General features: G+C 66.2%; 18 protein-coding genes and 1 pseudogene. 8 read left to right on the top strand and 11 right to left on the bottom strand.

Going from position 1 to position 19,299, the window contains the following annotated elements:
• The 3 genes and pseudogenes from FHS74_RS19435 to FHS74_RS19430 all read left to right on the top strand — a co-directional run bounded on the left by FHS74_RS19435 (nucleotide 1) and on the right by FHS74_RS19430 (nucleotide 2,445).
• The gene (locus tag FHS74_RS19435) at nucleotides 1-1,479 is read left to right on the top strand and encodes a class I adenylate-forming enzyme family protein (protein WP_184803722.1); all 1,479 of its coding nucleotides are present in this window, start codon (nucleotides 1-3) and stop codon (nucleotides 1,477-1,479) included.
• 129 nt (nucleotides 1,480-1,608) lie between these two features.
• Nucleotides 1,609-1,785 (top strand): annotated as a pseudogene (locus tag FHS74_RS31330) (helix-turn-helix domain-containing protein); the annotation flags it as partial.
• A 30-nt stretch (nucleotides 1,786-1,815) separates the two neighbouring features.
• The gene (locus FHS74_RS19430; protein ID WP_246463234.1) at nucleotides 1,816-2,445 is read left to right on the top strand and encodes a hypothetical protein; all 630 of its coding nucleotides are present in this window, start codon (nucleotides 1,816-1,818) and stop codon (nucleotides 2,443-2,445) included.
• A 158-nt stretch (nucleotides 2,446-2,603) separates the two neighbouring features.
• On the opposite strand, the gene FHS74_RS19425 is transcribed toward FHS74_RS19430, so the two are convergent.
• Genes FHS74_RS19425 through FHS74_RS19415 form a run of 3 tightly spaced genes read right to left on the bottom strand, consistent with a single transcriptional unit; the run spans nucleotide 2,604 to nucleotide 5,517 of the window.
• Nucleotides 2,604-3,917, bottom strand: coding sequence for an amidohydrolase family protein (locus FHS74_RS19425; RefSeq protein ID WP_211106419.1), 1,314 nt, complete (start codon nucleotides 3,915-3,917; stop codon nucleotides 2,604-2,606).
• 32 nt (nucleotides 3,918-3,949) lie between these two features.
• Nucleotides 3,950-5,110, bottom strand: a complete 1,161-nt coding sequence (locus FHS74_RS19420; RefSeq protein ID WP_184803715.1) for a thiolase family protein — start codon at nucleotides 5,108-5,110, stop codon at nucleotides 3,950-3,952.
• 2 nt (nucleotides 5,111-5,112) lie between these two features.
• Nucleotides 5,113-5,517, bottom strand: coding sequence for a Zn-ribbon domain-containing OB-fold protein (locus FHS74_RS19415; RefSeq protein ID WP_184803713.1), 405 nt, complete (start codon nucleotides 5,515-5,517; stop codon nucleotides 5,113-5,115).
• A 278-nt stretch (nucleotides 5,518-5,795) separates the two neighbouring features.
• Here FHS74_RS19415 and FHS74_RS19410 point away from each other — a divergent pair, with 278 nt between their 5' ends.
• The 4 genes from FHS74_RS19410 to FHS74_RS19395 all read left to right on the top strand — a co-directional run bounded on the left by FHS74_RS19410 (nucleotide 5,796) and on the right by FHS74_RS19395 (nucleotide 10,042).
• Entirely contained in the window at nucleotides 5,796-5,999 is a 204-nt protein-coding gene (locus FHS74_RS19410; protein ID WP_184803704.1) for a ferredoxin, read from the top strand.
• A 40-nt stretch (nucleotides 6,000-6,039) separates the two neighbouring features.
• Nucleotides 6,040-6,861, top strand: coding sequence for a coniferyl-alcohol dehydrogenase (locus tag FHS74_RS19405; RefSeq protein ID WP_184803702.1), 822 nt, complete (start codon nucleotides 6,040-6,042; stop codon nucleotides 6,859-6,861).
• Nucleotides 6,862-7,013: 152 nt separating this feature from the next.
• Nucleotides 7,014-9,221: an acyl-CoA dehydrogenase family protein gene (locus FHS74_RS19400; protein WP_184803700.1), complete on the top strand. Its 2,208-nt coding sequence runs from the start codon at nucleotides 7,014-7,016 to the stop codon at nucleotides 9,219-9,221.
• Nucleotides 9,222-9,232: 11 nt separating this feature from the next.
• Complete coding sequence (locus FHS74_RS19395) at nucleotides 9,233-10,042, top strand: enoyl-CoA hydratase/isomerase family protein (protein WP_184803698.1); 810 nt, start codon at nucleotides 9,233-9,235, stop codon at nucleotides 10,040-10,042.
• Between the two features lie 7 nt (nucleotides 10,043-10,049).
• Here FHS74_RS19395 and FHS74_RS19390 read toward each other — a convergent pair whose 3' ends face one another.
• From FHS74_RS19390 to FHS74_RS19375, 4 genes are all read right to left on the bottom strand, one after another.
• Complete coding sequence (locus FHS74_RS19390; protein ID WP_184803696.1) at nucleotides 10,050-10,814, bottom strand: TetR/AcrR family transcriptional regulator; 765 nt, start codon at nucleotides 10,812-10,814, stop codon at nucleotides 10,050-10,052.
• Nucleotides 10,815-10,836: 22 nt separating this feature from the next.
• The gene (locus tag FHS74_RS19385; protein ID WP_184803694.1) at nucleotides 10,837-12,300 is read right to left on the bottom strand and encodes an aldehyde dehydrogenase family protein; all 1,464 of its coding nucleotides are present in this window, start codon (nucleotides 12,298-12,300) and stop codon (nucleotides 10,837-10,839) included.
• A 48-nt stretch (nucleotides 12,301-12,348) separates the two neighbouring features.
• Nucleotides 12,349-13,083 carry an SDR family NAD(P)-dependent oxidoreductase gene (locus FHS74_RS19380; protein WP_184803692.1) on the bottom strand — a complete coding sequence of 245 codons (735 nt, stop codon included), beginning with the start codon at nucleotides 13,081-13,083 and terminating at the stop codon, nucleotides 12,349-12,351.
• Between the two features lie 111 nt (nucleotides 13,084-13,194).
• Nucleotides 13,195-14,532: an aromatic ring-hydroxylating oxygenase subunit alpha gene (locus FHS74_RS19375; RefSeq protein WP_211106418.1), complete on the bottom strand. Its 1,338-nt coding sequence runs from the start codon at nucleotides 14,530-14,532 to the stop codon at nucleotides 13,195-13,197.
• A gap of 196 nt (nucleotides 14,533-14,728) precedes the next feature.
• Between FHS74_RS19375 and FHS74_RS19370 the strand changes: the two genes are divergently transcribed.
• The gene (locus FHS74_RS19370) at nucleotides 14,729-15,568 is read left to right on the top strand and encodes an alpha/beta fold hydrolase (RefSeq protein WP_184803690.1); all 840 of its coding nucleotides are present in this window, start codon (nucleotides 14,729-14,731) and stop codon (nucleotides 15,566-15,568) included.
• Between the two features lie 5 nt (nucleotides 15,569-15,573).
• Here FHS74_RS19370 and FHS74_RS19365 read toward each other — a convergent pair whose 3' ends face one another.
• The 4 genes from FHS74_RS19365 to FHS74_RS19350 all read right to left on the bottom strand — a co-directional run bounded on the left by FHS74_RS19365 (nucleotide 15,574) and on the right by FHS74_RS19350 (nucleotide 19,244).
• On the bottom strand, nucleotides 15,574-16,245 hold the full coding sequence (locus tag FHS74_RS19365) for an SDR family NAD(P)-dependent oxidoreductase (protein ID WP_184803688.1): 672 nt from the start codon (nucleotides 16,243-16,245) through the stop codon (nucleotides 15,574-15,576).
• A gap of 24 nt (nucleotides 16,246-16,269) precedes the next feature.
• Nucleotides 16,270-17,385, bottom strand: a complete 1,116-nt coding sequence (locus tag FHS74_RS31180) for a Gfo/Idh/MocA family protein (RefSeq protein WP_184803686.1) — start codon at nucleotides 17,383-17,385, stop codon at nucleotides 16,270-16,272.
• A gap of 188 nt (nucleotides 17,386-17,573) precedes the next feature.
• Entirely contained in the window at nucleotides 17,574-17,849 is a 276-nt protein-coding gene (locus tag FHS74_RS19355) for a hypothetical protein (RefSeq protein ID WP_184803684.1), read from the bottom strand.
• Between the two features lie 219 nt (nucleotides 17,850-18,068).
• Nucleotides 18,069-19,244 (bottom strand): cytochrome P450, encoded by a 1,176-nt coding sequence (locus tag FHS74_RS19350; protein WP_184803681.1) that lies wholly within the window; start codon nucleotides 19,242-19,244, stop codon nucleotides 18,069-18,071.
• Nucleotides 19,245-19,299 lie beyond the last annotated feature (55 nt).

The following is a 19,299-nucleotide window of genomic DNA, read 5'->3' as shown; positions in this document are numbered from 1 at the left end:
ATGACGACCCTGGGGGAAAGGGTCGCCGACGCCCTGCGCCGCCATACCGGCCCGGCCATCGAATTCGGTGATGCCTGGACCAGCTGGAGCGAGATTAGCACCTTCGCCGATCAGCTGGACGCGTTGACGGTTGCGGGCGGCGCCGACGCCACCGTCGCCTTCGTTCCCCGCAACCGGCCCTCTTCGCTGGCGGCGCTGCTGGCGCTGCTGCGCCAGGGCCGCACCATACGCATGAGCTACGCCTTCCAATCGCCGGCCGGCATTGTCCGGGATGTCCTGCGCGGGGCGTCTGCCTTCGCCGTGCTGGACAGCATGGATGTCACGGAGGAGGTCACGGCCCCTCTACGCGCCGCCGGTATCGGCCTGATCGCCATCGACACGCTCGCGGCGCCAGTCCTGGTTCTGCCGGCGGCTTTGGGGGCCGCCACCGGGCCCGCGCCGGACGAAGCGGAGATCGAGATCCTGACCAGCGGCACGACTGGACCACCGAAGCCGTTCGCCGCAACCCATGCCATGATCGCCGACCATATCGTGGGCCGCAGCGCGCTCGCGGCGGTGGCGCCGGCGGCGGTATCCGCTCTGCCCCCGGCCCTGCTGTTCTTTCCGATCGGCAACATCTCCGGCATCTACTCGACCTTGCCCCCGTTGCTTCATGGGCAGCGCGTCGTACTTTTGGAGCGGTTCTCGGTCCAGGCGTGGCGCGACTATGTCGTGACCTATCGCCCTCCCCAGGCCGGGATGCCGGCTGCTTGTGTGCGTATGGTTCTGGATGCCGACATCCCCAAGGAAGACCTGGCCAGCCTGAAGGGATTGGGAACGGGCGCCGCGCCGCTGGACCCCGCCGTTCACCACGCGTTCGAGGACAAGTACGGCATCCCCATCCTGTTGTCCTACGGCGCCACGGAGTTCGGCGGCCCGGTGGCGGCGATGACGCCGGCCCTGCACGGCCGCTGGGGCCGGGAAAAATTCGGCAGCGTCGGCCAAGCCATCGGTGGCGCGCGCCTGCGGGTGGTGGAGCCCGGGACCGGCGCCCCCCTTCCGCCCGGAGCGGAGGGCCTGCTGCAAGTGGTATCGCCCCGCATGGGCCCCGACTGGATCACGACCTCCGACCTGGCGGTCATCGACGCCGATGGCTTTCTGTTCCATCGGGGGCGGGCGGACGGCGCCATCATGCGCGGCGGCTTCAAGCTCTTGCCGGAAACGATAGAGCAGGCGCTGCGCCTTCATCCCGCCATCGCGGACGCGGCTGTGGCCGCCCTTCCCGACCGGCGTCTGGGAGAGGTTCCCGGCGCGCTGGTGCAGGTGCGAACAGGGTATGAGGCGCCCGGCGGCGCTTCCTTGGCGACCCATCTGCGGGGGCACCTGCCCGCCACCCACATCCCTGTTTTCTGGGGCTTTTGTGCCGACCTGCCCCGCACGGCATCGCACAAGACAGACAGGGTGGCGGTCAAACGCCTGCTTCAGGGAATCGCTGGATAGCGTCAGAGATTTTCAGCCGGAACAGGGAAACGTTTTTGCGACGCACCAAAAAATGAGACACTATCATTTTTTGTTGACTCGACCCAAAAATGAGCAGACTATCCCAGTAAAACATGGGAGGACTGCGGCATGACCCTTACTCAGGTCGGCAACAAGGCGAAGATCGCCAAGCGAGTCGTCGACATATTTGAATTCATCGATGATGAAGGTCGTGAGGTCACGGTAATGGATATCGTGCGCCGTTATGATTGGCCGCAGTCAAGCACATCTGAATTGCTTGCCAGCTTGGTTGATCTCGGTCTTCTCTACAAAAATCCACTATCAAGGACCTATTCATTGTCCCAGCGGGCGGCGATGCTGGGTTCCGGATTCCAGCCCGCGATCGTGCGCGACGGCCGGCTGACGCACCTGATCGACCAGCTGGTCGTGCAAACCGGCCTGACGGTGGCGACCTTCGGCATCGTCGGCATCCGCTCTCAAATCTTTTCCTGGCGCAGCCGCACCGGCAATCCCTCGTCCGGCGCGCTTTCCAATCTCTACGGGGGTGTGCAGGAGCGCCTGACCGGTTCCGCCGCCGGATGGTTGCTGCTGTCGACCATCGCGCAACCGCGACGGGACGGCCTGATCCGCCGACTGCTGGCCGACCAGGAGGGGGAGAACAAGCCGACCTTCGCGGACATGGCCAGCCGCGTCAGCGCCTGCCAGGCACGCGGCTATGCCCATGGCCCCGTCGGCTGCGGTTCCACGGCCGAGGTCATGGCCCTGCTGCTGCCCGGGCAGCCAGAACGGCATCCACTGGCCATCGGCTTCGTCTATGAGCCGTCCCTGCAAATCGACCAAGCCGCCTTGCTGCAGTGCCTGCAGGAGGCTGTGGAGCCCTATATCCAGGCCGGCGACAGCCGTCCGATCCCGTTCCCCCATCCCACCCGCCCGACCTATTCCGAGCCGGAACTGAAGGCCGTCTGACCCTCCATCTTCTTTTCACGCAGGCACGAGAACTTAAGGGCGCCCGTTGAGGGCGCCCTTTTTTGTCAATGTTCCTTGTCTCCAATGTTCCTTATCCGCCCCCAGGAAAAAGGGGGCGCCAAGGCCCCCTTCCCCGTCATGACGCTGGCTGAGCCGTATCAGGCCGCCGTCTTCTTCGAGTGATGCGCGAACATCTTCATCAGGTCACCGGAGGTGATGGGGCGGGAAACGCCATCCTCCACCGGCTTGGCGCCGCCCGACGATTTCGTGGAGACATCAACCCCGGCAGCCGCGGCGGCGGCCCGCAACGCGCCCACCGTGAGCTCCTCACGTTTGTGATGCTTGAACAGGTCGAAACGGAAGAAGCGCATGGCGTTCTGATGCGTGATCTTGTCGATCTGGGTTTGCGTCAGGTGCTGAACCGAATCCCAGAGATGTTCCGGCACCTCGGGCCACAGGGAGTCTGAATGCGGATAATCGCATTCATAAGCGATGTTGTCCTCACCGATGGCATCCACGTTCTTGAGGCCGAAGCGGTCGTCGATGAAGCAATTCAGGAAATGCTTCTTGAAGATGTCGCTGGGCTTCACCTCCCCCTGGAACACGGAGTTGGTCCAGGCCCGATGCCGCCAGTTGGAAAAATCGGCCCGTTCCATGAAATAGGGAACCCAGCCGATGCCGCCCTCGGAAAGGGCGATGCGCAGCTCAGGATAATCGTGAAGGGCCTTCAGCTGCAGCCAGTCGGCCGCCCCCGTCGAGATCGACATGGGCATGGTGGTGATCCAAGCCTCGATCGGGGTTTCCATTGAAGCGTGCGGCGCCGGGTTGCCCGCCCCGATGTGGGTGCAGATGGTGATGTCATGCTCAACGATGGCCTTCCAGAACGGCTGCCAATAATCATTGTGAATGCTGGGCAGGCCCTGGGAGGTCGGGTTGTCGCTGACCGACACCGCCGTGCAGCCCATGCCGGCAATGCGTTTGATCTCCTCAACCGTGGCGTCCATGTTCCAGGTGGGCAGCAACCCGCAGGGGATGAAGCGCCCCGGATAGGCGCCGCACCAGTCCAGGATGTGCCAGTCGTTGTAGGCGCGCAGGTGGACCAGGGCCGCGTCCTTGTCGGCGGCCTTGTGAAAGCGATTACCGTCGAAGCCGACGCAGCTGCCGAAGTTCAGCGAGGCGGCGATGCCGTTGACATTCATATCCTCGATGCGGGCATGCACGTCGAAGCAGCCAGGCCGCAGCTGCTCCAGCGAGGTCGGCTCCATGCCATATTCCTCCAGGGGGCGGCCGACGACGGCGTTCAGGCCCACGGACGGCAGGTACATGCCCTGGTAGGACCAGTAGCTGGTGCCGTTTTCCGCGACGCAGAACTTGGGCGCGGACGCCAGGGCGTCACCCGTCAAATGGCGTTCGAACATATCGGGCGGCTCGCTGATATGGTCGTCCACGCTGATCAGAATCATGTCATCCATGTGCATCGTCTATCTCCCTGATGTTTTGATTCTCAATCTCTGGCCAAAAGCAGGGCGGCCGCCATGGGACCGCCGCCGGACGTGGCGATCGCCACCCGCGGTGCCCCCGCCACCTGCCGCGCGCCGGCATGACCCCGCAATTGCGTCACCGCCTCATGCGCCATGCCGAAGCCATGCAGCCGCCCGGCGCCCAATTGCCCGCCGCCTGTGTTCATGGGCAACGCGCCGTCCAGGGCGATGCGCGCGCCCCCCTCGATAAAGCGCCCTCCCTCACCGACCTCGCAGAAGCCCAGGCCCTCCAACCAGGTGATAGGCTGGAAGGCGAAGCCATCGTAGAACTGGACGAGGTCGACGTCCGCCGCAGTGTAGTCGGTCTGACGCCACAGGTCCCGGCCAGTCGCATAGGCGCCGGCCCATTCGGCCTGGTCCCAACTGTAGCGGTCGACGGACCCGGCTGTGGCCGCGACGCGGACCGGCACGCCCGTGACCTCGTCCAAGGCGTCGCCGGCCGAAACGATGATCACCGTGGAGGCGTCGGTGAAACGGTCGCAATCATAGAGGCAGAATGGCGTGGAGATCATCCGGGCGGACATGTAGTCGTCCAGGCTCAGCGGCTTCTTCACGATCGCCCGGGGGTTGCGGGCGGCGTTGGCGTGGGCGTTCAGCGCCACCTGCGCCAGTTGTTCGCGCGTCAGGCCATAGCGCTTCATGTGCCGGGTGGCGAACTGAGCCGTCCAGTTGGCCGCCGACAGGGCGAAATAGGGCGCCGTCCATTGCGAGGCGCCATCCACCTCCTTGCGCCGCAACGGGGGATACTCCTCCGGGCGGGCCAAGGCCGCGGCCTCGTACACCGTGCGGAAACAGATGACGTGGCGGGCATGGCCGGCCCGCACGGCCGCCGCCGCCAGGGCGATGGCGCCCAACTGCGCCGTCATCTCTCCGCCCCCCGCATGCCACCGCGTGCGCAAGCCCAGCGTTTCGATCAGATCTTCCGTACCGACAGGGGAGAAGCCCAGGAAAGCCGGCATGCGGCCGGGATATGTGGCGACGCCGTCGATCTGGTCGAAACCCAGCCCGGCGTCGGCCAGGGCCTCGCGCACGGCATCGACCGTCAGCCCCAGGGGCGAACGAGACAGCCGCACCCCAACCTCGGAAAGGCCGATGCCGGTGATATAGGCTTCGTGGCGCATCATGGTCAGACGGCCTTCCCGAACAACGGATACCAGATGTCGTCCTGCTGCTCGAACCTCACCTGGACAGCGTCGCCGATATCGACGGCGTCCACCGGGCAGCCAACGATGTTGCTGGTAAGGTACACGCCGGGCGCGTCGTCCAACGCGACGCGCGCGATGACGAAGGGCGTGTCCAGCCCTGGCATCCAGGGCTGGTGGTTGACGGTGTAGCTGTCGACGCGGCCTGTGCCGGCAACGGACTTGGGGGCCACGTTCTCGGACCGGCAGTGCCGGCAGACCGGCCGCGGCGGGTGGGTGAATTCACCACAGTCCGCGCAATGGGTAATATTCAGCTTGCCCTCCGCCCCCCCGGTCCAGAAGGCGCGGTTATCGGCATCCAGCTTCGGCCTCGGCCGCGGCACGCTCATGCACCCATCCTCCACTTCCGGCCGCCGGCGAACGGCACCGTTCCTGGAATTCATGGTGGGGGCCCGCCCCGGGGGAGACAATGCGGGGATGCGCCGGTTTCCTAGATATCGCGCGAGCGATTGAACCCCGCGTCCGCCCATCGCCCCCACGATTTAGGCACCGCCAGGTTGATCGCCCGCCCGGCCCAATGTTTATTGGTCGCGGACGGGGCCATGAGAGAACCCCGGGGACACAGGGACAAGCCCCAACAGGGATACGCCCCACGAGGGACACGCCGATGAAAATCCGCATTCAGAAATCCGCCTGCGTCGGCAACGCGCGCTGCGCCGCCGTATCGGAGGCGCTGTTCCAGCTGGACGGGGATGGCTACATCGCCACCGACAGCATCGACGTGCCGCCCGGGATGGAACAGTTGGCCAAACGCGGCGCCCGCGCCTGCCCCGAACGCGTCATCACCATTGTCGAAGACAATCCGGAATAAGAGCCGCCTACGGCCCAACCGCCAACAGGAAGAAAGCAAGATGTCAGACCTCCTTGGCTACAAAAATAAGCGCGTCATCGTCAGCGGCTGCTTCTCCGGCATGGGCGAGGCGACGGCCCGGCTTCTGCTGGACCAGGGCGCCGAAGTCCATGGGTTGGACTTCAAGGACTGCGCTCTGGACTTGGCCTCTTTCCACAATGTCGATCTGAGGGACCCCGCTTCCATCGAGGCGGGTGTGGCGGCCATCGGCGGCAAGGTGGACGCGCTTTTCAACTGCGCCGGCCTGCCGCAGACCTGCCCGCCCATGGATGTCATGAAGGTGAACTTCATCGGCACCCGCCACCTGACCGAACAGGTGCTGCCCCTGATGGGGCCGGGGTCCGCCGTCGCCAGCATTTCCTCCACCGGCGGCATGGGGTGGAGCCGGCGCGTGCCGGTGATCATGGGCATCCTTCAGACCCGGGGCTACCAGCAGGCGCTGGACTGGTGCGAGGCGAACAAGGACACCGTGGCGGAGGGCTATTCCTTCTCCAAGGAGGCCGTCAACGTCTGGACCATGCTGTCCGGCGCCCATCTGATCAAGAAGGGCATCCGCATTAACTGCACCATGCCCAGCCCGACGCAGACCCCGATGATGTCCGCCTTCGAGGCGGCCACGCCAGCTGAGGTGCTGCAGGCGGCGACCCAGCCCATCGGGCGGCGTTCCACGCCCGAAGAACAGGCGTCGGCCCTGGTCGTGCTGAACAGCGCGGCAGCAGGTTTCATCAACGGCGTGGTGCTGCCGGTCGACGGCGGCTTCATGGGCGGTGTCGCCACGGGCCAGGTCGACCTCAGCGCCATCATGCGCCGCGCGGCCGGCTGACGCCGCGCGGCGGCGTCCATTCCATCCCGTCATACCCGCCGGCGCGCCAACCCGCGCCGGCGCTGGGTTCGTGCACCCTTCGTGAACGCCGCGACGCGTCGGGGCGTTCATCCCACCCACGCTCACCCCGACAGCCGACAGGGTCTCCGCCCATGAATTTCGCTCTACCCGAGGATCAGGAGATGATGCGCGAAAATTTCGCGCGCTTCCTGAACAAGAACAGCGGGATGGATCGCGTCCGCGCCGCCCGGGAAACCGGTTTCGATGCAGCACTGTGGCGAGGCCTCGCCGACCTCGGCGCTTTCGCCATCCGGGTACCCGAGGAAAAGGACGGCCTGGGGCTGGGCCTGATCGTCGCCACCACCCTGATGGAAGAAGCCGGCCGTACCCTGGTATCCGGCCCGCTGGCAGAATGCCTGGTGGCCGCACGGGTGTTGGCGGCCAGCGAGCATGCCGCCGCCGCCGCCATGCTAGCGGCCGTCCTGGCCGGTGACGCGGTGGTGACGGTGGCCTTGCGCGACGTGGACCGGGAGCCAACGCAGTGGGTCGCCGGAGGCGCAGTCGCGCGGGCTATCGTCGCGCGCCGGGATGAGGAGATCGAGCTTTACGATCTTTCCGAAGCGGCCGCGCAGGGCGAGGCCAACCTGGATGCCAGCACTTTGGCCGAGATCGCTTTCGCCGATCTGCCCGCCACGGTCATCGCCAGCGGCAGCGGCCCCTTGGCCACCTTCGACAGCGCGATCGAGGAGTGGAAGCTGCTCATCGCCGCCGGGCTCTCCGGCGTCGCGCGTGAATCCCTAAGGCTGGCCGCCGCCTACGCCTGCGAGCGCAAACAGTTCGACCAACTGATTGGCGCCTACCAAGCCATTTCCCATCCCTTGGCCGACCTGCTCTGCGATGTCGACGGGGGCAAGTTCCTGGTCTGGAAGGCCCTGCGCGACATCGCCGATGGCGCGCCGGACGCCGCCGCCACCGTGTCCCTGGCCGCCTGGTGGAACATCGACGCCGCGGCCCGCGCGGTGGCCCAGTCCCTGCACACCTTCGGCGGCTATGGCCTGACCACGGAATACGACATCCACCTGTACAACCTGCGCGCCAAGGGCTGGCCGCTGGTCTGGGGCGATCCCCGCGGCCTGCTGGAGGAAGCGGGACGACGGCTCTATGCCGGGGAGGCGGCGGCCCTGCCCGATGTAGGCGATGTGCCCATCGACTTCGATCCCGGCGAAGAGGCCCGCGCGTTGGTGGCGGAGATCGACGCGTTCTTCGAACAAAACATGACGGACGAGATTCGCGCCCAGGCCCATTACTCCTGGGAAGGGCACAACCCGGCCTTCCACAAGAAACTGGCCCAAGCCGGCCTGCTGTTCCTGGGCTGGTCGAAAGACATGGGCGGCCGCGGTTCTTCCCCCTATGCCCGCAACGCGGCCATGGAAGCGTTCGAGCGTCACGGCTGGAGCAACCCTGTCGCCAACGTCGCGGGTATGGTGGGTGCCATCATCCACCGCTTCGGCAGCGAAGAGGTGAAGCGCGAGGTTCTGGACCGCATCCTGTCCGGCGACGCGATCTGCAGTCTGGGTTATTCCGAGCCCGGCTCCGGGTCCGACGTCTTCGCCGCGCAATGCAAGGCCACCCCGGATGGCAACGGCTGGCGCATCGATGGCACCAAGATGTTCACCAGCGGCGCCAACCTGACCGATTACGTGCTGATGCTGACCCGCACCAACCCCAACGTGCCCAAGCACAAGGGGCTGACCATGTTCATCGTACCGCTGAAGGCCGCCGGCGTGACCGTGCAGCCCGTCCACACCTTCCAGGACGAACGCACCAACATCACGTTCTACGACGGCGTGAAAATACCGGACAGCTATCGCCTGGGCGAGGTGGACGGCGGTGTCAAAACCATGAGCGCGGGACTGGAGTTGGAGCATGGCGGGGGCTTCGCCAAGGTGCAGCGGGGGATGCTGCACGCGGCTGAAACGCTGTGCCGGGAGATCCCGTCGGCCGGCCGACCGCTGATCGACCAGCCGCAGGCCCAGATGCGTCTGGCCCGCACGGCGGCCAACGTGATGGTTTCCGATCTGCTGGCGTGGCGCGCCATCTGGGCCGGGGTGAACAAGGTTCCCAACCTGGCCTACGGCCCCATGGCCAAGATGTTCTCCTCAGAGAAATTCCTGAGCGACGCCCGCGACCTGCTGGACCTGACCGCGCCCCTTTCCCTGTCGAAGCGCGAGGGTGCCGCGGCGTTGATCAACCAGTGCTATCGCCATGCCCAGGGCACGACCATCTACGGCGGCACCAGCGAGATCCATCGCAGCATGATCGCGGAGCGGGCGCTGGGCCTGCCGCGCACGCGCGCTTGAGGAGAGGTCCCATGTCCCAGGAAACCCACCATCTTCTGACCACCGTCAGCGAAGGCGTCCTGATCGCCACGCTGAACCGTCCGGAAAAACTGAACGCCCTGTCCGGACAAACCATGCGGCTGTTCGAGGGGGCGCTGCACCGCTTCCGCGACGATCCCGCGCTGAGGGTCATGCTGATCCGGGCGACGGGCCGCTATTTCTGCTCGGGTGCCGACCTGCGCGACCGCAGCGACGGCCCCCCCACCCTCCTGCGTTCGGCCACCGCGATCCGGGAGAACCATCGTCTGCGCCTGCACGGCATGCAGCGTATTTATGACGAGATGGAGCATGTGGAAAAGCCCATCGTGGCCGCCATCCACGCCCCCTGCGTCGGCGGTGGGCTGGAGATGGCCCTGTCCTGCGACTTCCGCCTGGCGGCTGCCGGCGCCTCCTTCGCCTTTCCGGAAGGCCTCATGGGCGTGCTGCCGGCCTCCAACGGGGTCAGCCGCCTGACCAGGATTTGCGGTCCGCACTGGGCCCGCTATCTCATCATGGCCAACAAGCCGGCAACGGCGGAGCGCGCACTGGCGATGGGCCTGGTCCACGAGGTTTATGCCGACGACGGCTTTGAGGAGGAAAGCCTGGCCTTCTGCCGCCACCTGGCCGGGCAGAGCGCCGAGCAGATGGGCGCCGCCAAGATCGCCATCGAACTGGCGTATGAACTGGGCCGCGACCAAGCCCGCCAGGTCGAGCGCATGGCCAACAGCGCGCTCATGCTGAACCCCGCCTACCTGGCACAACTGGAAGGCTATATCTCCAAGATCGGCAAGAAGGCGGACTGAACGGCCCTCATCCCCCGGCGGCGCCGTTCGCCGCATGCCGGCGCAACTCACGGATGCCCAGTTCCATCAATTTCGCCTCCGCCTCGATACGGCGCAGGGCGAGCTGTTCAGTCATCGAGCCGTCGAAGAAACTGACCAGGGTGGTATCGGTCACGATGGTGACGACGCGTTCCACCCCGGTCAGCAATACGGTGGCCATACTGAGGGCGGGTGAATCGATGATCGTCGGATCACCGTCCATCTGACGCACCAACATCGTGATCAGGGGTCGAGCCGCGTCGACGCGTTGCCGCATCATGCGTTCGTCGTATTGGTCCGCCATGCTGTTGCGCAAATGCAGAAGGAAAGAATGCTCCCGCCAGAAGGCGAGATAGGCGTTCAGGAAACGCAGGCAGCAGGCGTTCAAGGCTTCATCCGGCCAGCGTTCCCGTACCAACGACAGGTATGCGGCCTCCGCCGTCTCCATGACCGGTTCCAGGGTGGCCAGCAGCAGTTCCGTCAGATCTTTGAAATAGACGTAGAGCGAGGTCATTTTGAGCTCGGCCTCACGGGCCACGGCGCTCAACGTGATCTGGGTGGAACGCGGACCGGAAAGCAGACTCTGGGCCGCCGCGATGATGCGCTCACGCGTGTTGCGACCCTTCCGACCCAGACGCTGGCCGTTCAGGTTGAAGTTGTCGATCTGCTTGGCCACCGTCGCTGACGCGGCCTTGCGGCCACGTCGCTTCGGCTCGCTGTCGCCACCGGCTTGGCCATCCGGCTCCCGTCCCATGCCCTTTACCTTGTCCCTGCTATCATACCCTGAGCGCGATGACTTTGGATTCGAGGAATTCCTCGATGCCCTCGACACCCCATTCCCGACCTATGCCGCTACGCTTGTAGCCGCCGAACGGCAGATCGCCGGCTATGCACAGGCCGCCGTTCACGCTGACCGAACCGGTACGGACACGCCGCGCCACGCTGATCGCACGCGCCTCTGAACCGGCGACGCCCCCTGATAAGCCATAGTCGCTGTCATTGGCAATGCGGATGGCGTCCTCATCATCCTCATAGGGGATGACGACCAGGACGGGCCCGAAGATCTCCTCACGCGCGATCCGCATGGAGTTCGTCACGTTCACGAAGCAGGTCGGTTCAATGAAGAAGCCCCCGCCCTTGTCGGGGCGGGCGCTGCCGCCGGCCAACAGCGTCGCCCCTTCCTGCTTGCCCAATTCGATATAGGACAACACGCGATCGAGCTGCTTTTGCGAGACGACCGGCCCCATGACCTGGCCGGGATCCTCAGGATCGCCCCATTTGGCCGCGAAGCCGCCGTAGGCCATCTTGAGGGCGCCCAGCGCCTCCTCATACCGGCTGCGCGGCACCAGCAGACGCGACTGCACGGCGCAACCCTGGCCGGCGTGGAAGACCAGCAAGGACTGCATCACCTCCATCGCGAAGTTGGGCGCGTCGTCCAGGACGATCTTGGCCGACTTGCCGCCCAGTTCCAGGAACAACCGCTTCAGCGTGGGCGCACCCTTTTCCATGATGCGCTTGCCGACGGCCGTGGACCCGGTGAAGCTGATGACGTCGACGCGCGGATCGGTCACCAGAATCTCGCCCGCCATCACCGGATCGGCGCTGGTCACCACGTTCAGGACGCCCGCCGGGAAGCCGGCCTCGGCCGCCAGCACACCGAAGATGGCGCCCATGCCCGGCGTGTCGGGCGCCGGCTTCAGCACCACGGTGCAACCGGCCAACAGGGCGGAAACCACCTTGCCCACGTTGACGTACAGCGGCACGTTCCACGGTGTGATGGCCCCAACCACGCCGGCCGCCTCATGGACGACCGTGCGCTTGGAGGTGAAGCCGTAACCCTGGGCCTGGCCGTAGTCCTTCTCCCACGCCAGGCGCGGGAAGACCCGCAGCAGGTCATCCCAGCCGGACAGCGCCGTGCCCACCTGCGCCTTGTCGACGGCGCCCAGGGCGGACCCAGCCTCAAACCGCGCCAAGGCCACCAGCCGGGGCCGATTGGCCTCGAACAGGGCGCGCAGCTTGGTCACCAGCTCAAGCCGCAGCGCGTGGTTGGTCGACCAGTCGGTCTGGTCGAAGGCGCGGCGGGCGGCGGCGATGGCAGCCTCGACGTCGGCGGACGTAGCGTCCGCCGCCCGGCCGGCCACGTCGCCGGTCCAAGGATTGATCACATCGAAACCTCGATCCCCTTCGGCCGGACGCACGATACCGTCGATATAGAGCTTCGCTTCGGGCAGGATGGTCACGGGGGTGGTCCTCACGGCTTGAATTGGGGATGGTCAGGGGACCCGCGATCAGCGGTGCCGCGCCTGCAGATGGACGAATTCAAGGTTCAGGTCGGGCGGCAGGTCGATCAGCTGGCGGAAAATCTTTGCCGGCGACGAGAAATGGGAGATCGGCCGCGACCGCAGGTCCAGACCGGCCCGCGCGCAGGCCGCGCCAAAACGGGCGGCCACCTCGGGCGTGATGTTCCAGGTCATGTCCTCGCCCATCATCTGCCCCGCCCGCACGGTGGTGACGCGGATGCCATCCACCGCCAGCTCGGCCGACAGCGCTTCGGAAAAGCGCTCCAGCCCGGCCTTGCTGGACTGGTAGAGGGAGAACATGGGGAAAGGCAGGCCAACGGACTCGCTGGACACGTTGATGACGTGGCCGCCCTTGCCCATCATCGGGATCGCCGCCCGGACGCAGTAGATCGGGCCGACATAGTTGGTCATGACGGCCGACAGGATCTGCTCGTCCGACGCGTCCTTAACCAGGAAAGGCTGGTAAACCGCCGCATTGTTGATCAGAACGTCGATAGCCGCGCTGCGCCCGGCGATCACGGCGAAGGCGTCGCGGACAGAGTCGGCGGAACTGACATCGCATGCGACGGCATAGGCCCCGCCGCCGATCTCGGCCGCCACCTTTTCCAGTTTTGACAGGGTCCGGCCCAGCAAAACCAGGATATGGCCGTCGGCCGCCAGCTCACGCGCGACCTCACGCCCGAGACCGGTGCCGGCACCCGTGATCACGATGGTCTTCGCCATGTCCCCCCCGCTGTTATCTTGTTTGATTACGCCCAGGCTGCACAGGAAGCACAGGAACCGCAACGGCATCGCGTCGGCGATCCTTCGCTCCCCCCTGAACCGCCAGCCCCCCTAATCCAACGCTTGCGGCGCACCAGTGCCCATATATTCCGCCAGGACACGATGGAAGTTCGTCACGCCCCGTTCCTGCTGCGGGTTGGGGCGGGCCCCCGGGAAACCGCGAGATTTCATGCCCCGCTGCACCTCACCCATATTGGCGAAGTCCTGGCACAGCACCTTGCGCCAGGTCGCCTCGTCCCGGCTAGGCTTGAACAGGTTCTCCGGCTTCGGCTCCTGCCCCTCGGGGTAGCGCTCGATGACGTAGACCTCGAAGACACAGCTGTTGGGATCGAAACCATTGGGGCGCGCACGGTAGCACAGCGCGAAGGTCGGCCCCTGGATCACCACCGTGTTGGGGAACAGATGCCAAACGGTTCCCGCCTTCGCGAAATGCGCGGGATCGATCCGGGGCCACACCACTCCACGGGCGGCATCGTCCTTGGCCGCCTGCGTCATCAGGTGTGCCTGCACCTGCATGGGTGGCGTGCCCGCCGGCAATTCATCCACCAGCCGCTTGGCGGCGTTGACGATGGTCTGCGTCGTCGTCGCGTTCACCTCTTCCCACAACTGGCCGATGACATCGGCCAGGGCGACACGCATGTCGATGTCGCCGGAAACACCACCCGAAGCCCCGCCGAAGCCCTTCTGGGCGGCTGGGCCGAAAACGCTGTGGCGGCCATGGGCCTGGCTCCACGTCGCCTTGGCGCCATACTTCGTCAGCTGGGGGTGGGTGCCGGGAACGTGGTACCCCTCCACGAACGCTTCAATCGCCACCTTCCAATTGCAGGGGAAGGTCAGCCATTGCCGCCAGCGATAGCGCATCCGGTGCAACTCGAACGGGTCGAGCATATCGGCCGCCGTATCGAGATAGGCGCGCAGCGGCGCGCAGTCAGGGTCCATGTTGATAAAGACCCACCCGCCCCAGATGTCCGCCCTCACCTGCCTCAAGGTCAGGTTCTCGTCGGTCAGGGCCCCTTCCCAATCCTCGCGCGCCAGGCAGTCCACGTTCTTGCCCGCCAGATCCCATTTCCATCCGTGGAACCTGCAGGAAAAGCGCTTCGTGTGGCCGCAACCATCTATCAGCCGCCGCCCCCGGTGCAGGCAGACATTGTAATAGGCGGCAACGCGGTCCTCCGCCACGCGGACGACGATGATGGACTCGTCCAGGATGTCGTAAGTGACGTAGTCGCCGACCTTGGCGATCTCCTCCTCCCGGCAGGCGACTTGCCACACCTTGCCCCAGAGCTTCTCGTCCTCCGCGCGGGCATACTCTTCGGAGACATAGGCCTCGATGCCGATGACGACCGGCCGGTCGGTGATCGCCCGCTCGGCCATGCTCATTTCATTCATTGTTGCGGTCTCCCTTCCCGCGCCTCCAGCATTTGGCGAAACCGTAGGCTGCGGCCGGACGGATGAAAAGCGGACGGCGGCCCTGAACGGACGATATCGCCAGGGCGGGTTTTTCGTCGCCCCGCTTTACGCGAACGCGCCGCCTCCCCTATTCCTGGCTTCGACGCCAGCAACGAACGCGGGGGAGGGCCGGCCGATGGGGGGAAGCGAACGAAGCACTTTCCGTGGCCTGGGCGTGGACCTGGCCGCCGACGTGGCCGGACCGACCAGCGGCACGCCCGTGCTGTTCCTGCACGGCAGCGGCCAAACCCGGCGGAGCTGGGGCAAGGCGCTCAACGAGGGCGCGCGCCGGGGCTTCCGCGCCGTCGCCCTGGATCTGCGCGGCCACGGTGACAGTCAATGGTCCCCGGATGGGCGGTATGATCTCGGCCTGTTCGCCGATGACCTGGCGGCCGTGCTGGAACAGTTCCCGGCACCCCCTATCGTCGTCGGGGCGTCACTCGGTGGGCTGGCCGGCATGCTGACGGCCGCCGCCACGCCGCGGCTGGTGCGCGCGCTGGTACTGGTCGACATAACGGCCCGGATCGAGTTCGACGGCACCAAGGAAGTGATGGACTTCATGGGCAGCGGACTCAACGGCTTCGCCACGCTGGACGAGGCGGCCGACGCCGTCGCCGCGTATCTACCGCACCGTGAACGGCCCAAGGACACCCGCGGGATCGCCCGCAACCTGGGCCTGCGCGACGGCCGCTACTACTGGCACTGGGACCCCGCCTTCATGCAGATGGGGAAGGACGCGGCCCAGCGGCGGGGCGCCCCTGACCGGCTGGTGGCGGCGGCCCGCGCGCTGACCGTCCCCACCTTGCTGCTGCGCGGCGGGCGCAGCCGCATCGTTTCCGACGCCGGCGCGCGGGAATTCCTGGAGCATGTCCCCCATGCGGAACATGTCGACATCGCCGACGCCCATCACATGATCGCCGGCGACGCCAACGACGCGTTCAACCAGGCCGTCTTTGATTTCGTCAGCCGCCACTGAGCGATTCACACCCGCCCAGTGACCGGCACCAGCGCCCCGGTCACGGCGGCGGCGGCCGGCGACAGCAGGAAGGCGATCACCGCCGCCAACTGGCCCGGCGCAACCCAGCGTGAGAAATCGGCGTCCGGCATGTCGGCGCGGTTCGCGGGCGTGTCGATGATGCTGGGCAGCACGGCGTTGACGCGGATGCCGGCGTCCTTCTGCTCCTCGGCCATGGCCTCCGTCAGCCGGGCGACGCCGCTCTTGGCCGCCGCGTAGGCGCCCATGCCCTTGCCGGCCTTTATCGACGCGGCGGCACCGACGTTGACGATGGCGCCACCGCCCTGCAACAGCGGCAGCAGCGCCCGGGACGCGACCAGCGTGGTCTTCACATTCATGGTGTAGAGCCGGTCCCAGGTCGCCCCCTCGCCCTCCGCCACCGTTTCCCAGCTGAAGCCGCCGGCGATGTTCACCAGCCCGTCCAAACGGCGGTGGACTTTCCGGATGTGGTCAGCCGCCCCGGCCATCTGCGCTTCATCCGTCAGGTCGACGCCGCCAAGCGCGGGGAGCATCCCGGCGCCCTGCCGCAAGTCGGCACGGTCGATGCCCACGACAACCCACCCGGCCCCGCGCAGCACGTCTACGGTCGCACGCCCCAACACGCCAGCGGCCCCCGTCACCGCGACAATCCCAGCCATGTCCGCGTTCCCCCGTTTGATGTGTCAGCAAATCTCATCGAGCGGAATCCACCAACCCTCGATGGATGATAGGCGCGCGGCCTCCAGAATCCGCTCCACCGCCCAAGCCTGGCCGAAATCCGGCCCGGCGCCGCCCGCGCCCCGGCCGCCGCCAAGGATGGTGTCCCGCATGTGCCGCATGGCGATGCTCATGCCATGGACCGCCTGGGGCTGAGCCTCAGGATCGACATGGATCCCATCGGGCCACATCAGCCGGGCCGGAATTTCCACCGGCTCCAGCACGCGGCTGCCCAGCACGCCGGCATGCAGCGTCGTATCGGAACTGTTGGGAAAGGTCGGCGCGGCCATGACAAGACGGCCGCCGCTGCCGAACGCCTCCAGATGCCAGCCACGCCCAACGGTAGCGCTCCACGACACCTGCAGCTGCATGACCATCCCGGTCCGGAAGCGCAAGGTCAGGTTGGCGAAGTCATTCGTCTGTGGTTGAACGACCGAACCATCGGGGAAGCGCCACTCGGACAGCAGGCGCCGGTCATCAGCCATGACCTCGGCCACCTCGCCAAACAAATGGACCAGCATGTGCAACGCGTGGCTGCCCAGGTTGCGCAGCGCCGACACGCCGTGCCCGGCCTCCGCGAACCAGTTGTAGGGGAACCGGGGATGGGGTTGGTTGAAAAGCCCGAGGTTGAAGATGCAGGTCCCACCGAATGGCTTTCCCAGAAAGCCACTGTCCAGCATTTCCTTCGCCAGGCGGTGCGCCGGCAACCACTGGGAATATGCGTCGACCGTCGCCACGGCCGAACCGACTTTCCAGGCGTCATGCAGTTCCCGCGCCCGGTCGAGATCCGCGGCGAACGGGATGCCGTTGTAGACGTGCTTGCCCGCAGCCAGCGCGGACAGGACCATGGGATGGCGGGTGCTGGGCCGGGTGCCGCAATCGACGATGTCGATGTCCGGGTCGGCGATCATCTCGTCGGCCCGCCAGAAGGCGCGCGGCACCCCCAACCGGGCGGCGGCGGCCTCCGCTGTTTCCCGCCGGGAGGTGCAAATCCCCGCCACCTCGATCCCGGAAACGGCGCGCCAAGCCGGCAAATGCGCGACGGCCCCCCAATTCGCACTGATGATTCCGACACGAAGCACCGCTCCCTCCCGTCGCTGGCCGTTCGCCCATCCCCAGAACTATCAGCCCTGTCCCCATCCACGGCCCCTGACGTTAAGGAGGGCGGTCATTTATCGGTGGGGCGATGGGACTTAAAGAAAGAGAAACGCCCGGCCCAGGTCGATGCCGGGGCCGGGCGCTCATTCCGTCCTTTCAGGCAGGCATATCATCAGTGTCTGCCCAGGACCTCCTTCTTCTTCAGGCTGGTGACGACCTTGCCATCCGCCACCGACAGCGTCGCCGCCGGCACGTTATAAAGCTTGCCGTCGACGATCACCTGAACGGAGCCGTCGTCGCCCACGCGATAGACAGGACCGATGCGGTCACCGTTCGCGTCGACCAGCGGCTTGCCCGCCCCCACCAGGGCGGTGTCGGACGGTGCCTGGGCGAAAGCCGGGACGGCAAGGCCCAAAGCGATCGTGAGCAGGGGCAGAATCTTTTTCAACGTCGTTACTCCTGAACCACGGCAGCCCTCCGGGGCACGGACCGTGTCGTTAATTACTAACCTAGGTTAGTATATGCCGTTGGACTTGTCAAACCCCTTTGCCGTGGTGCAGCAAAGCGGCCCAAGCCCGCTGGCGGCGGCGGGCTGGTGAACAGACTTTTCCACAGATCGGATCAGGTGGGCCGCCGCGGGTCGCAGCCGGGATTCAGGCGCGGCGCCTCAAGCCCTGTCGCAGGCGATGCGGGCGTCACGCAGTTCGTAACTCATCAACGCCGGATTCCAACTCATGTCCGGCACGCGTAGCAGGCGCAAGCCCGGCGTGCGGAATAGACGATCCAGGAAGACACGGGTCTCATGCAGGGCGACCTGGCGGCCGGGACAGGTATGGGGACCGTCACCAAAGCTGAGAGACGCGCCGCCCTGTCGGCGCTGACGCGCCCGCGCGGGATCGATGCGGTAGGGACAGGCGCCTACCGCGGCCTCATCCGTGTTGACGGCGCGGATGTCGATGGCGACCCGCTCTCCCGCCGCGACGGCGGCACCGCAAGACGACGGCGGGTCCGCTTCCATCCGTCGCTGGATCATGGCAGCGACGGGTTCGAGGCGCAGGATCTCCTCCAGAATCTCGAACTGGCCAGCCTCATCCGCGTTCACGAACTGAGCCCTGAGGTCCGGCCGATCAAAAAGATGCCAGGCCGCCATCACAATGAATTCCCGGGTCGTCACCATGCCGGCGGTCGCGTAGGTCATGCATTCGATCAAGATCGCGCGGCCGGAGTAGCCCTTGTCCAAGGTCTGGGAGATGATGTCATCCCCCCGCGCCATCCGCCGTGCCCGAACGGCCGGCCGCACGTCCATCAGATAAAAGCGCAAGGCGTGGAAGGCGCTTTTCGCTTTCAGGACCAGGCCAGGCTTCCCCGACACGCTGCCCAGTGTGCTATCCAGCAGGACGGCGATGCGCGGCGCCATGCGATGGGCCGGCTTCTCCGTCAGACCGACGATTTCGGCGGCCACGGCGACCGCCAGTTCAAAGCTGATCTCATCCAGCCGGGCCTCACCCCGGGCGCGGAAGCGGGCCAGCAGGCCTTCCGTCGTCTGTTCCATGATCCGGCGATAGCGGTTGGCCACCGCCTTGGGCGTGAACAGGCCGGCGATGGCGGAACGCCGTTTGCGATGCGCCTCGCCATCCAGATAGAAGACGGGCACATGCTCCGGATCGCCGACATCCACATACGCCGCCCCTGCCCCATCCTGCCGCGCGGCCGGGCTGCGCAAGATATCGCGGGCGGCGGTGAAACTGTCGACACGGCGCATTCCAGGGTCAACGGCCAAGTGCCGCGCCGCCAGGCCCGCGGATTTGCGTTCGTCTTGATTCCCGTCGATGATCGGGACCATGACATCCTCCCTTGGGCTCGCTTGGCAAGAGTTATGATATACAGTGGATCATAAA

The organism is Nitrospirillum iridis, assembly GCF_014205765.1.
Classification (GTDB): Bacteria; Pseudomonadota; Alphaproteobacteria; order Azospirillales; family Azospirillaceae; genus Nitrospirillum; species Nitrospirillum iridis.
The sequence above is the reverse complement of the archived record's forward strand: the minus strand, read 5'-3'. Positions and strand labels throughout refer to the sequence as shown.

Excerpts from the sequence above, each read along its gene's own strand:
- FHS74_RS19435 (WP_184803722.1), top strand. The coding sequence starts at position 1 with ATGACGACCCTGGGGGAAAGGGTCGCCGACGCCCTGCGCCGCCATACC.
- FHS74_RS19425 (WP_211106419.1), bottom strand. The coding sequence starts at position 3,917 with ATGGATGACATGATTCTGATCAGCGTGGACGACCATATCAGCGAGCCG.
- FHS74_RS19420 (WP_184803715.1), bottom strand. The coding sequence starts at position 5,110 with ATGATGCGCCACGAAGCCTATATCACCGGCATCGGCCTTTCCGAGGTT.
- FHS74_RS19415 (WP_184803713.1), bottom strand. The coding sequence starts at position 5,517 with ATGAGCGTGCCGCGGCCGAGGCCGAAGCTGGATGCCGATAACCGCGCC.
- FHS74_RS19410 (WP_184803704.1), top strand. The coding sequence starts at position 5,796 with ATGAAAATCCGCATTCAGAAATCCGCCTGCGTCGGCAACGCGCGCTGC.
- FHS74_RS19405 (WP_184803702.1), top strand. The coding sequence starts at position 6,040 with ATGTCAGACCTCCTTGGCTACAAAAATAAGCGCGTCATCGTCAGCGGC.
- FHS74_RS19400 (WP_184803700.1), top strand. The coding sequence starts at position 7,014 with ATGAATTTCGCTCTACCCGAGGATCAGGAGATGATGCGCGAAAATTTC.
- FHS74_RS19395 (WP_184803698.1), top strand. The coding sequence starts at position 9,233 with ATGTCCCAGGAAACCCACCATCTTCTGACCACCGTCAGCGAAGGCGTC.
- FHS74_RS19390 (WP_184803696.1), bottom strand. The coding sequence starts at position 10,814 with ATGGGACGGGAGCCGGATGGCCAAGCCGGTGGCGACAGCGAGCCGAAG.
- FHS74_RS19380 (WP_184803692.1), bottom strand. The coding sequence starts at position 13,083 with ATGGCGAAGACCATCGTGATCACGGGTGCCGGCACCGGTCTCGGGCGT.
- FHS74_RS19375 (WP_211106418.1), bottom strand. The coding sequence starts at position 14,532 with ATGAATGAAATGAGCATGGCCGAGCGGGCGATCACCGACCGGCCGGTC.
- FHS74_RS19370 (WP_184803690.1), top strand. The coding sequence starts at position 14,729 with ATGGGGGGAAGCGAACGAAGCACTTTCCGTGGCCTGGGCGTGGACCTG.
- FHS74_RS19365 (WP_184803688.1), bottom strand. The coding sequence starts at position 16,245 with ATGGCTGGGATTGTCGCGGTGACGGGGGCCGCTGGCGTGTTGGGGCGT.
- FHS74_RS19350 (WP_184803681.1), bottom strand. The coding sequence starts at position 19,244 with ATGGTCCCGATCATCGACGGGAATCAAGACGAACGCAAATCCGCGGGC.